Genomic DNA, 12524 nt, shown 5'->3' on the forward strand with positions numbered 1-12524 from the left:
GACAGCCGCATGCCCGCCGACTCCGGGGTCAGTCGGCGCCCGACGCCGTCCCGTCCGGCCGGCCCCGCCGCGCCCGCTCGCGGGCCTCGCGCGCCTCACGCTCCCGGCGCGCGCGGAGCACCGCCTCGCGCCGCTCGCCGATCTCGTCGCTCGTGAGGCCCGACAGCCGGTCCTGCGTGCCGCGTGACGCCGCCCGCTCGGCCTCGACGCGCGCTCGGTGCTCGGCCGACTGCGGGCGCGTGCGCACGACGCGTGGACCGTCGCGCAGGTCCCGACCGTCTCCGTGCTGCGCGATCCACCGCTCGCGGCGCGTCTCGCGCACGCGCTCCCGGTGGAATCGCCACCGCCACGCCCGGCGCAGCGCGACCACGGACCCCAGCGCGAACGGGACGGCGGCCACGACGAGCCCGACCCGCCAGCCCGACGGCAGCGCCGTCGACGCCGCGGTGCTCGCGAGCGCCCAGGCGATCCCCGCCGGGACCGCGGGCCAGAACTCGCGGAGGTCCAGGTTCCAGCCGCACACGGAGAAGCGCACGAGCGTGTCCGTGAGCCGCGAGCGCCGCTGCGGCTGGAGCGACATCGCCACCGGTCCCGGTACGGGCGGGCCGAGCGTCGTGCCGGGCGCGACGCGGCTCGTGAAGGACAGCCGGTCGCCGCGGTACGACGGCCGCAGCGCGCGCCCGGCGTACACGAAGGACAGCGCCGCGAGCGGCCAGATCGCGCACGACAGGTACCACGCGACCGGCCCCGCGAGCACCACGACGATCGGTGCGACCACGGCGAGCCGGCCCAGCACGGCCCCGGGCGAGGCGACGAGCTCCGACCAGAGCTCCTGGTCCGCGGGCGGCTCGAACAGCCCGTAGGCGGCGACCGCGAGGTACAGCCCGACGACGAACAGCCCGATCGTCGTCCACACGAGCCCGATCGCGAGGTACCCGAACGGACGCAGCAGCAGCGCGGCCGTCCCGGGCGGCGTGGCGTCGCGCGCGACCCGTGGGTCGGGCGTCGCGCTCCGGTCGGTCATCGCTCCCCCTCCTCCCGCGGCCTCATGCCCGCGCGCGCGTCACCGGTCGGCCAGCCCGAGCACGTCGAGCACCCACGCGTCCTCGTACGCGACCTCGCGCCAACCCTCGTACCGGCCCGAGACGCCGCCGTGCCCCGCGTGCATCTCGATCTTGAGCAGGGCGGGCGCCCCGGCGGCGCGCAGGCGCGCGACCCACTTGGCCGGCTCGACGTAGAGCACGCGCGTGTCGTGGAGCGAGGTCACGGCGAGGATCCGCGGGTAGTGCGACGCGTCGTCGGGCACGTTCTCGTACGGCGTGTACGTGCGCATGTACCGGTAGACCTCGGGGTCGTGCAGGGGGTCGCCCCACTCGTCCCACTCGACGACGGTCAGCGGCAGGGACGGGTCGAGGATCGAGGTGAGCGCGTCGACGAACGGCACCTGCGCGAGCACGCCCGCGAACAGCTCGGGCGCGAGGTTGGTCACCGCGCCCATGAGCAGGCCGCCCGCGGAGCCGCCCTGCGCCACGAGGCGCTCGGGGCTCGTCCAGCCCGCGTCGACGAGGTGCCGCGCGACGGCGACGAAGTCGGTGAACGTGTTGCGCTTGGCGAGCGTCTTGCCGTCGTCGTACCAGCGCCGCCCCATCTCCCCGCCGCCGCGCACGTGCGCGACCGCGAACACGACGCCGCGGTCGAGCAGCGACAGGCGCGAGATCGAGAACCCCGGGTCGATGCTGATCTCGTACGACCCGTACCCGTAGAGCAGCAGCGGCGCGGGCTCCGCGCCCGTGCCCGTCGCGTCGAGCCCGACGGCGTCGCGCCGCCACACGAGCGAGACCGGCACCCGGGTCCCGTCCTCGGCCGTGGCCCACTCGCGGCGCTGCACGTAGTCCGCGGCGTCGTACCCGCCGAGCACGGGCTGCTGCTTGAGCAGCGTGAGCTCACCGGTCTCGACGCGCAGGTCGTACACGGTCGACGGCGTGACGAAGCTCGCGTAGGACAGGCGGACGTTCGGCTGGTCCCACTCCGGGTTCCCGGCGAGCGCCGCGGTGTACAGGGGCTCGTCGAACGCGACCTCGTGCACGTGCCAGCGGTCGGCCGGGGGCGCCGGCGTGTCGCCCGTGCGGATCGGCGTCGGCAGGCCCGCGGGGCGCGGCCGCTCGGCCGCCGCGAGGTCGATCACCCCGACCCGCGACAGCGCGTCACGCCGGTAGGAGAGGACGAGGTGCGAGGCGAAGGCGTCGACCCCTTCCAGCCGGGTCTCGGGGTCGTGCGGCACGACGACGGTCGCCTCCCCCGGGCCGGCCGGACCGCCCGCGGAGGCACCGCCGTCGGGCAGGTCGGTCACGACGAGCTCGAAGTTCTCCGCGCCGTCGTTGTGCAGCACGAGCAGCACGTCGCGACCATGCGCCTGCTCCCCGCCGACCATGCGGTCATCGCCCGTCCCGGCCTCAGGACGGGCCACATCCGCATGGTCGGCGGGGAGCCAGGCCGCCGGGACGACCGCGTGCTCGACCGTGTACTCGACGCCCTCGCGCCGCGGCCACACGACGCGCGGCTCGCCCGTGGGGTCGTCGGCGTCGATCAGCCACGTCTCCGACGTGATCTTCGAGCCCACGTCGATCTGCACGAACCGCTGCGAGCGCGAGACGCCCACGCCGACCCAGTAGCGCTCGTCGGGCTCCTCGAAGACGACGACGTCCTGCGTGGCCGCAGTGCCCACCTCGTGGCGCCACACGCGCCAGGGCCGCCACGCGTCGTCGACCGTGGGGTAGAAGACGTACCGCCCGTCCGGGGAGAAGACGGCGCCCGGGAACGTCCCGGGGACCTCGTCGACGAGGTCGGTGCCCGTGTCGAGGTCGCGGATCCGCAGGGTGTACCGCTCGTCGCCGACGACGTCGACCGCGTACGCGAGGCGGGTCCCGTCCACGGACACGTCGAACGACCCGAGCGAGAAGAAGTCGTGGCCCTCGGCCTCGACGTTGTCGTCGAGCAGCACCTGCTCGCCCGGCACGGGCACGCCCGGCTCCAGCACGGGCGGCACCCAGGCCGACGGCGCGTCGCTGCCGAGGCTCGCGTCGATCGGGGCGCGGGCCCGGATCGGGTACTGCGACCCCTCGACCGTGCGCGCGTAGTACCAGTGCGCGCCCTGGCGCACGGGCACGGAGAGGTCCGTCTCGAGCGTGCGCGCCTTGATCTCCTCGAAGATCCGCTCGCGCAGCGGTGCGAGGTGCGCGAGCCGCGCCTCGGTGTACGCGTTCTCGGCCTCGAGGTGCGCGACGACCTCGGGCGACTCCTTGTCCCGCAGCCACTCGTAGTCGTCGTCCACGGTCTCCCCGTGGTGCGTGCGCGGCACCGGGCGGCGCGGCGCGACGGGCGCCTGCGGCTCCTTCCGCTCCGCGGGGGTCGGCGTGGCGGTCTGCGTGAGGTCGTCAGGCATCTGGCCAGGGTAGTGCCGCCCGACGGCGGCCGGTCGCCGGCGGCGCCACGTGAGGGGTCGTCTCGCTGGACCCGGGGCTCAGGCGAGCAGGGCGACCGACTCCCCGTCCCAGCGCAGGAGCCGGCCCTGGGCCGGGACGAACGACGCCCACTCGCCCTCGAGGTCGTCCTCCCAGACGAGCGAGCCCGACGACAGCTCGAGCGCGACCGCGCGCGGGTGGGTGCCCGTGGCCGGGTCGACCAGCACGAGGATCGCGCACCGCCCGTCCGTGAACGCCTGCGTCACCATGGCGGACCGCCCCTCGTCGCCCCGGAGGTCGTCGAGGAAGCGCGACCACGTCTGCTTCCCCGACAGCGCGTCGAGCCCGAGGAGCGTGTTCGCCGTCCCGACGACGGCCGTCCCCTCCGCGAGCACGTAGACGGACTCGGGCACCCGGGCGCCGTCGTAGGTCCACAGGCGCGCGCCCTCGTCGTCGTACGCGCGCAGGTCGATCCCGTCGCGCACGAGGAGCACGCCGGGCGCCGGGTCGTCGGTCGCCCGCGGGTCGAGCACCTCGCCGGGGACGTCGAGCACGGGCACGCCCTCGGCGTCGAGCACGCGGTCGGCACGCAGCGCCCCGGTCGAGCCCTGGCGGTCCGCGTCGACGAGGAACCGGCCGCCCGCGAGCGGCACCGCACCGTCGGTCGGCACGTCGGGGTCGTCCAGCCGCACACCGTCCGGGAGGAACGACGCCGCGACGCCGCACCCACCGACGTCGACCATCGTCTCCGTGGCGACGAGCGTGAGCCGGTCCGGGTCGATCTCCTCCCCGCCCGTCTCGGCGTCCCACGTCGTGCACGACCACGGCACGTCCTGGAACGGGAGCTCGCTCCGCCACCGCACGGCGCCGGTCACGGCGTCCTCGACCGTGACGACCACGTCGCGCCCCGCGACGCCGTCGACCGTCTCGCCGGCACCCGGGTCGACCAGCACGGGCGGACCGCTCGGTGGCCCCGGCTCTCCGACACGCTCGGCCCGGACCAGACCGCCGTCAGGGCCGGGCGCGAGCACCGCGCCGTCGATCTCGACCTCGCGCTCCCCCACGACCCGCCCCGCGGAGTCGAGCACGATCGCCGTCGCGGTCCCCTGGCCGGGAGGCGGCTGCGCCGCCGGGTCGTACCAGTACGGGGCGACGCCGGCGCCGGCGACGCACACCACCGTGCTCGACGGTGCGCCCGACAGCTCCCACGGGCTCCACGACCCGCACACCGCCTCGTCCCCGCCGAGCGGGGCGCGCCACGCCTCGGCACCGGTGTCCAGGTCGAGCGCGACCGCCTCGTCGCCCTCGACCGTCACGAGCAGACCGGGCAGGAAGCCCACCCCGCGGTCCGCCGCGGCCGGCGCCGTCCACTGCTCGGTCGGGGCGCCGTCGAGCGCGTGCACCGCCCCGCGCGCGGTCTCGAGCCGCTCCTGCGCGTCGCGGCTCGTCACGTGGTCGACGACGAGCATCCCGCCGACGAGCAGGACCACCACGCCGACCACGACCGTGCCGGCGACGAGCCGTCTCCGACGACGGTCCGGCCCCGGAGCGTGGGCCCCTGCCCCTGGGACACCGGCCTCCGGCCCGTCCGGGTCGTCGTCCGCGGACCGCGCCAGGTCGTGCGTCTCGAGGCCGGGCGGGGCCTCGCGCGGGAGCGCGCCGAGCAGCACGGGGTGCAGCGCGTCGAGGAGGTCGGGGTCCACGTCGACCCCGGCCGTCTCGACGAGCTCGAACGTGCGGCGGTCGTCGCCGCCGTCTCGTCGTCGGAGCGGCACGAGCCCAGCGTAGGACGACCGTCAACCGAGCCGGGTGAGGGCGTCCTCCGCGATCTGCAGGAGCCGCCCCTGGAACGGGGCGACCCAGGCGCGGGCGTTCGCCCTGCCCTGCGTCGCCCAGGCGACGCGACCGTCGGCGAGGTCGATCGCGAGGAGCGACGTCTCCTCCGCTTCCCAGTCGGAGACGACGACGATCGCCCGCGTGCCATCCGTGTACGCGGTGTCGGCGTTCCAGGCCGGCCCCAGGTCGGTCGCGGCCTCGGCACCCTCACGGTCGAGCGTCCAGCGCTCACGTCCCGTCGCCGCGTCGAGCGCGGTCAGGAACCCCTCGCCGTACCCGTCCGAGACGACCACCGTGTCGCTCGTGGCCACGAGCACGGTGTCCGGCGTCCCGACCTCGTCCGTGCGCCAGAGCTCCCGACCCGTCTCGTCGAACGCGACGAGCTCCAACCCCTCGCTCACGAGAGAGGGCGTCGGCCCGCCGTCGGTCGACCGCGGCACGACGACCGGACCCGGCGCCTCCCAGCGCACCGAGCCGTCGGGGTCGAGGATCGCCGGTGCGGCCACGTCCTCCAGGTCCGGTGGGTAGCCCCAGCTGAAGTCGTTGCTCGTCGGGTCGCGGTAGTAGGTGCCGTCGCCGAGCGCCACGACGCCGTCGCCCGGGACGCCGACGTCGTCCAGGCGGGTCCCGTCGGGCGTGAACCAGGCGCTCACGCCGCAGCCCTCGACACGCACGAGGCGTGACTCCGCCGCGACCCACAGGTTCTCGAGCTCGGCACGGGTCGTCTGCTCGCCGTCGGTCTCGCCCCACTCGACGCACTGCCCCGATCGCGCGACGAACGGCAGCTCGGTCTCCCACCGTGCCTCGCCCGTCAGGGCGTCCTCGACCCGGACGACGGCGGGACGACCCTCCGGGAGGTCGCTCACCTCGCCCGTCGTCGCATCCGGCTCGACCACGGCTCCGTCGCCCGCCGGTGCCTCGCCCACCCGCTGGGCGCGGACGATCGTCCCGCCGAGCCCGGGCGTCGGGAAGCCACCCTCCGAGGTCGTGCCGCGGCTCCCGAGCACCTCGCCGTCCTCGTCGACGACGGTCACCGTCCACGCCGAGGCCTCGACGCGCCCGGTCGTGGGGTCGATCGTGAGCTGCGACTCGTCGAGGGGGGTGCCGTCCGCGTCCTCCAGGACGGGGGCGACGCACACGAGCGTCGGGTCCGGCCTCCCGGACGGCAGCGACCAGATGATCGGGTTCCCGCACTGGGCGTTCGCGCCGACCTCGACGCGCCAGCGCTCCTCCCCGCTGTCGAGGGAGTACGCGACGGCCTCCTGCTCCTCGAGGGCCACGACCGTGTCCGGCAGGAACGCGAGGCCGGTCATGACGCCGACGTCGGCCGTCCACAGCTCCCGCGGAGCGTCGGGGAGCGGCTCGACCCCGCCGGGCGCGGCGCGCAGGCGGTCGAGGTCGGCCCGGCCGTGCCACGCGTCGACGGCGAGCATCCCGCCGAGCACGAGCGCGACCCCGGCGGCGACCGCCCCGACGACGGCGGCGCGTCGACCAGGACGGGCCGCCCGGGCCCGGTCCGGGTCGTCCTCCGCCGCCGGGGGCTCCTCCCCGTCGGCGGCGTCCTCGGGCTCCCGACCCTCGGTGTCCGGCCCGGGACCGCGCATGTCGAGGCCGACCGCTCGCGTCGTGCCCGACCAGGTGGATCCTGCGGCGCTTCCGCCCGCCGCGGGAGCGAGGCCGGGCGCGGAGCCCCAGGCGGGCGCGTCGTCCTCGACGTCCGCGTCCCCGTCCGCCGACTCGACCAGCTCGAAGGTCAGTCGGTCCCGGGCGTCACGGCGTCGGAGCGGCACGCCGTCCAGCCTAGGGGACCGCCCGGTCCGCTCCCTGCCCACGCGCCGCGGCCCCCGGTGACGCCCGGCGACCGCCGCATGACGCGGTCGTGAACTCTCGACGAACGCTCGTGCTCGTCCCGGCCACGACCGTCGCGGCGCCGCCACACTGCCCCTGTGCACGACGAACTCACCGAGCTGGCACAGCACACGGCGATGCGACCGCCCGCCCGCGCGAGCGGCACCGTCGCCGACCTCGCGCGACCCGTGCTGTCGGTCGGCTCGTCCATGCCCGTGGGCCAGCTCGAGGTCGTGTTCCGCAACCCCGACGTCTCGTGCGTCGTCGTGCTCGACGACGAGGTTCCCCCACCGGGCGCTCGGGCCGCACGCACCGGCGTCGTCGTGCGCACGAGCCTCGTCGCCGCGCTGACAGGGCGGCTCGGCTACGGCCGCGCGGTCCTGGAGCGTCGACCCGTCGCGAGCGTCACCGACTGGTCGCCGCTCGTCGTCGCGCCGACGGCGGCCGTCACCGAGGTCGCGACCCTCGCCATGTCGCGGCCCGCCGACCGCCGGTACGACGACGTCCTCGTCCGCGGCGGCCACTGGGCGAGCGTCGGCGCGGCGGAGCTGGTGCGCTCGCTCGTCGGGACGCTCGCGGAGCGCTCCACGCACGACGCGCTCACGGGCCTGCTCTCGCGCCGCAGCACGTGGCACTCGCTCACCCGTCGCTGCCGGCTGGTCGCGCGCAGCGGCACGCGCGTCGCGCTGCTCCTGCTCGACGTCGAGGACATGTCCGGGGTCAACGCGCTCCACGGGCAGGACGCCGGGGACGCGCTGCTGGCCGGCGTCGGCCACCGGCTGCGGTCGTGGCTCCCCGGAGGATGCGAGGCGGGCCGCGTCGACGGCGACCGGTTCGCGGTGCTCGCGACGCTGCCCGCGATGGGTGACGTCGAGGCCGCTGCGAGCGCCGAGGCCCTGCGCCAGGAGGTCCTGGCCCGGCTCGGCGCCCCCGACGGCCCCGTGCGGCCGGTCTTCCGCACGTCGCTCACGTGGTCCGTCGCCGGTGCGGCGGACGCCGAGGAGCTCGTGCGCGAGGGTGAGGCCCGTCTCGCGGCGGCGCGCCCCTCGCCGAGCGCGGCACGGGCGCCGCTGTCCGTCGGATAGCGGCACCCGTGTCGTCCGCGGCAGCCCGCGGCGGCGTGCTCGACGCGCGTCAGGCCACGCCCAGGTATGCCTCCTTGATGCTCGAGTCGGCCAGCAGCTCCTTGCCGCCACCGCTTCGCACGACCTCCCCCGTCTCCAGCACGTAGGCGCGGTCGGAGCGCGAGAGCGCCTGCTGGGCGTTCTGCTCGACGAGGAGGACCGTCGTCCCCTGCGCGTTGATCTCCGAGACGATGCGGAAGATCTGCTGGATGACCATGGGCGCGAGTCCCATCGACGGCTCGTCGAGCAGGAGGAGCCGCGGGCGAGCCATGAGCGCGCGCCCGATCGCGAGCATCTGCTGCTCGCCGCCGGACATCGTGCCGCCCACCTGCTCCTTGCGCTCGGCGAGGCGCGGGAAGAGGTCGAACACCCGGTCGACGGTCTCGTCGTGCTCGGCCTTCGACGCGAACGTGCGCGCGTACGAGCCCATCTCGAGGTTCTCGATCACGGTCATGCCGGGGAAGATCCCGCGGCCCTCGGGCGCCTGCACGATGCCCTCGAGCACGCGCAGGTGGGCCTTCATCTTCGTGATGTCCTTGCCGTCGAAGAGGACCTTGCCGCGCGCGACCGGGCGGATGCCCGAGATGGCGCGCATCGTCGTCGTCTTCCCGGCGCCGTTCGCCCCGATGAGGGTGACGAGCTCGCCCTCCTCGACGGTGATCGAGATGCCCCGCACCGCCTCGATGCGCCCGTAGGCGACCGTCATGTCCTGGAGCTCAAGCAGGGGCATCGCCGCTGCCTCCTTCGGTCGTCGGCCCGGCGGCACGGTCAGCGCCCGTGCCCCCCTCGTCGGCGGTCAGCTCGGAGTCCGGCACGCCCAGGTAGGCCGCGACGACCTTGGGGTCGCTCGTGACCTCGTCGGGCGTGCCGTCCGCGATCACGCGCCCGAACTCGAGCACGACGATGCGGTCGGTCACCCCCCGCACGAGGCGCATGTCGTGCTCGATGAGCAGGACCGTGTAGCCGTCGTCGCGGATGTGACGGATGAGGTCCATGAGGGCCTCCTTCTCCGCCGGGTTGAAGCCCGCCGCGGGCTCGTCGAGGCACAGGAGCTTGGGCTCCGTGGCCAGGGCCCGCGCGATCTCCAGACGGCGCTGGTCGCCGTAGGAGAGGTTGCGCGCCTTCTCCGTCGCCCGCCCGCCCACGCCCACGAACTCGAGCAGCGCGAGCGCCCGGTCGATGGCGTCGCGCTCCTCGCGCCGGTGGCGCGGGGTGCGCAGCAGCGCGCCCGGGACGGACGTGCGGTGCCGCGCGTCCGAGCCGACGACGACGTTCTCGAGCGCCGTCATCTCGTTGAACAGACGGATGTTCTGGAACGTGCGGGCGATGCCGCGCTGCGTGATCCGGTAGCGCTTGAGCTTGCCGACCGGGGAGCCGTCGAACACGACCTGCCCCTTGGACGGCCGGTAGACGCCGGTCATCGCGTTGAACGCCGTGGTCTTGCCCGCGCCGTTCGGCCCGATGAGGCCGAGGATCTCGCCGCGCCGGATGTCGAACGTCACGTCGTCCAGCGCGACGAGGCCGCCGAACTGGACGGTGACGTTCTGCATCTGGAGCAACGGCTCGCCGACCTTCGCGTGGACCGTGCGGTCCGGCGCGACCATCGCGTCGACGAGGTCGGGGTTCGCGAGCTCGGGCCGCACGTCCGCGACGTCGACGATCGCGGGCTCCTCCAGGACGGCGCCCGGCATGTAGAGGTCGGCGCGCGACGAGTCGGCGCGGCCCGACGACGCGAGGTGCTCGTCCCCGTGCTCGCCGCCCGCCCCGATGCCGCCGGGGTCGTGGGTGCTCATCGGGTCTCCTTCCCGTCCGTCGTGCTCTCTCCCGTGGCGACGGCCGGGGTCGCCGGCCGGGCGCCGTCGTCGGACCCGGACCGCGTGGTGGCCTGTGCCGCACGGCGCGCCGCCACGTAGAGCTCGCGCCCGTAGGTGAGCAGCTTCTGCCGGACGGGGATCAGACCCTGTGGACGGAAGATCATGAGCACGACCAGCGCGATCCCGAAGAACAGGTACCGGTAGCTCGCGATCTCGTTGCCGTCGATCGGGATGCCGAACAGCTCGGTGCGGCCGAGGAAGAAGTTCGGCAGGTACACGATGATGAACGCTCCGAGGATCACCCCGAGCTTGTTCCCCTGGCCGCCGAGCACGACCGCGCAGAGGAAGAGCACCGAGTTGATGACGTTGAAGTTCGTCGGGATGACGAACTGGACCTGGCCCGCGTAGAGCGCGCCCGCGACGCCGCCGATCGACGCTCCGATGACGAACGCCCACAGCTTGAAGCGGAAGGTCGGGACGCCCATGATCTCCGCCGCGTCCTCGTCCTCGCGGATCGCGACCCACGCCCGCCCGACGCGCGAGCGCTCCAGGTTCCCCACGAGAAGCAGCGAGATGACGATGAAGACGAGGCTGAGCCAGTACCACCACACGCCCGAGTTGAGCGTGCCCGCGGCGTTGCCCGCGGAGAAGACGCCGTTGGGCAGCTCCTCCGTGACCCCGACGCGGGGGTAGGCCACGCCGCGCAGGCCCTGGCCGCCGCCCGTGAGCTCGTCGAGGTTGTCGGCGAGGAGGCGGACGATCTCGCCGAAGCCGAGCGTGACGATGGCGAGGTAGTCCCCGCGCAGTCGCAACGTCGGCGAGCCGAGGATCAGCCCGGACAAGGACGTGATCGCGACCGCGATCGGCAGCGCCGCCAGCCACGCCCAGTCCTTCGAGAGCCACTCGTCGGTCTGGTTCCACGGGCTGTCGGGGCTCGTGAGGATCGCGACCGTGTACGCGCCGATGGCGTAGAAGCCGACGTACCCGAGGTCGAGCAGGCCGGCCTGGCCGACCACGACGTTCAGGCCGATGGCGATGAGCGCGATCATGCCGAACTGCGCCATGACGCCGCCGAAGTTGGTGCCCACCGTGGTGAGCACCGGGATGTTGAGGATCGGCACGAGCGCCATGAAGACGAGGAACGGCACGCCGATCAGCCACTGGGTGGGTCGCGCCTGGGCGTCCCACCACAGGCGCAACCAGTCGCCGACGCCGCCGTGCGGGCGGTCCTTCGTCGCGACCCGGCCCACGGGGGGCATGGAGGTCGGGCGCCCCTCGGGCGCCGGCCGGGGTGCAGGGGTCGAGGTGCTCATGCGCGCGCCCTCCCCAGCGACTCGCCGAGGATGCCGGTCGGGCGGAACATCAGGACGACGATGAGGAGCACGAACGCGACGACGTCGCGCCACTCCGTCCCGAACACGACCTGGCCGTAGTTCTCCATGACGCCGAGCAGCAGGCCGCCGAGCAGCGCGCCGCGCAGGTTGCCGATCCCGCCGAGCACCGCGGCGCAGAACGCCTTGATGCCGAGGATGAAGCCGCCGGAGTAGATGATCCCGTTCGGCACGCGCAGCGTGTAGAGCAGCGCGGCCGCGCCGGCAAGGATGCCGCCGATGAGGAACGTCAGCATGATGACGCGCTCGCGCGAGACGCCCATGAGGGTCGCGGTCACCGGGTCCTGCGCGACCGCGCGGATGCCGCGGCCGAACTTGGTCCGGTTGATGAACATGTCCGTCGCGAGCGCGAGGACCAGCGCGGACAGGATGATGACGAGCGTGATGTTCGTGACCGGCGCGCCGCCGATCGTGAACTGCACCTCAGGCTGCACGAGCCGGATCGGCTGCTGCGCGTTCACGCCGCCCAGGGTGCCCCCCGTGAGCTTCGGCAGCACGAAGTGCACGAACTCCTGGATGATGAACGACATCCCGATCGCGGTGATGAGGAACACGAGCGCCGGTGCGCCGCGCCGTCGCAGCGGTCTGTAGGCCACGCGTTCCAGCCCCACGGCGGCGCCGCCCGCGACGAGCATGCCGCCGAGCATCGCGATGCCGAGGTAGAGGACGGTGAGGGCGACGCCCTTGTCGTACACGTTCCCGCTCGGGTAGAAGCCGAGGAGCATGAGCGTCGCGTACTGCCCGAACATGCCGAGCATGAAGACCTCGGAGTGGGCGAAGTTGATGAGCCGCAGCACGCCGTAGACGAGCGTGTAGCCGACGGCCACGAGCGCGTAGATCGCGCCGTAGGTGAGGCCCTCGATGGTGAGGCCCCAGAAGTTCCGGGCGAGGCCCGCGATGTTGAAGTCGATGAGTGACTGGTGGACGAGGGGGCCGGCGGTCGCGCTGTGCATCAGCGCGTCGGCAAGAGCGGGCATGACGCTCCCTGGTTCTTTCTCCGGTGTACGAGGTCGTGGTCCACGACGGGCGCCCCGCCCGCCCGCCTCCGCG

Annotated in this window: 9 protein-coding genes; 1 reads left to right on the plus strand and 8 read right to left on the minus strand. The window is 74.2% G+C overall.

From position 1 onward, the window contains the following. Positions 1-28: 28 nt before the first annotated feature. From JN535_RS10710 to JN535_RS10725, 4 genes are all read right to left on the minus strand, one after another. Entirely contained in the window at positions 29-1024 is a 996-nt protein-coding gene (locus JN535_RS10710; protein ID WP_205205546.1) for a hypothetical protein, read from the minus strand. Positions 1025-1063: 39 nt separating this feature from the next. After that, on the minus strand, positions 1064-3442 hold the full coding sequence (locus JN535_RS10715; protein ID WP_205205547.1) for a S9 family peptidase: 2379 nt from the start codon (positions 3440-3442) through the stop codon (positions 1064-1066). A gap of 78 nt (positions 3443-3520) precedes the next feature. Beyond that, on the minus strand, positions 3521-5236 hold the full coding sequence (locus tag JN535_RS10720) for a PQQ-binding-like beta-propeller repeat protein (RefSeq protein ID WP_205205548.1): 1716 nt from the start codon (positions 5234-5236) through the stop codon (positions 3521-3523). 21 nt (positions 5237-5257) lie between these two features. Next, the gene (locus JN535_RS10725) at positions 5258-7087 is read right to left on the minus strand and encodes an outer membrane protein assembly factor BamB family protein (RefSeq protein ID WP_205205549.1); all 1830 of its coding nucleotides are present in this window, start codon (positions 7085-7087) and stop codon (positions 5258-5260) included. 156 nt (positions 7088-7243) lie between these two features. On the opposite strand from JN535_RS10725, the gene JN535_RS21550 reads away from it, so the two are divergent. After that, positions 7244-8230: a GGDEF domain-containing protein gene (locus JN535_RS21550; RefSeq protein WP_205205550.1), complete on the plus strand. Its 987-nt coding sequence runs from the start codon at positions 7244-7246 to the stop codon at positions 8228-8230. 49 nt (positions 8231-8279) lie between these two features. Here the strand turns inward: JN535_RS21550 and JN535_RS10735 are convergent, their stop codons facing one another. Genes JN535_RS10735 through JN535_RS10750 form a run of 4 tightly spaced genes read right to left on the minus strand, consistent with a single transcriptional unit; the run spans position 8280 to position 12451 of the window. Beyond that, on the minus strand, positions 8280-8999 hold the full coding sequence (locus JN535_RS10735; RefSeq protein WP_205205551.1) for an ABC transporter ATP-binding protein: 720 nt from the start codon (positions 8997-8999) through the stop codon (positions 8280-8282). Continuing rightward, entirely contained in the window at positions 8986-10062 is a 1077-nt protein-coding gene (locus JN535_RS10740) for an ABC transporter ATP-binding protein (protein ID WP_205205552.1), read from the minus strand. Before JN535_RS10740 ends, JN535_RS10735 begins: the two co-directional genes overlap by 14 nt. Beyond that, a complete protein-coding gene (locus JN535_RS10745; protein ID WP_205205553.1) occupies positions 10059-11396 on the minus strand; it encodes a branched-chain amino acid ABC transporter permease in 1338 nt (445 codons plus the stop codon). The genes JN535_RS10740 and JN535_RS10745 overlap by 4 nt, the downstream gene beginning before the upstream one ends. Continuing rightward, positions 11393-12451: a branched-chain amino acid ABC transporter permease gene (locus JN535_RS10750; protein ID WP_240200978.1), complete on the minus strand. Its 1059-nt coding sequence runs from the start codon at positions 12449-12451 to the stop codon at positions 11393-11395. The genes JN535_RS10745 and JN535_RS10750 overlap by 4 nt, the downstream gene beginning before the upstream one ends. Positions 12452-12524 lie beyond the last annotated feature (73 nt).

Source organism: Cellulosimicrobium cellulans (assembly GCF_016921195.1).
GTDB lineage: Bacteria > Actinomycetota > Actinomycetes > Actinomycetales > Cellulomonadaceae > Cellulosimicrobium > Cellulosimicrobium cellulans_F.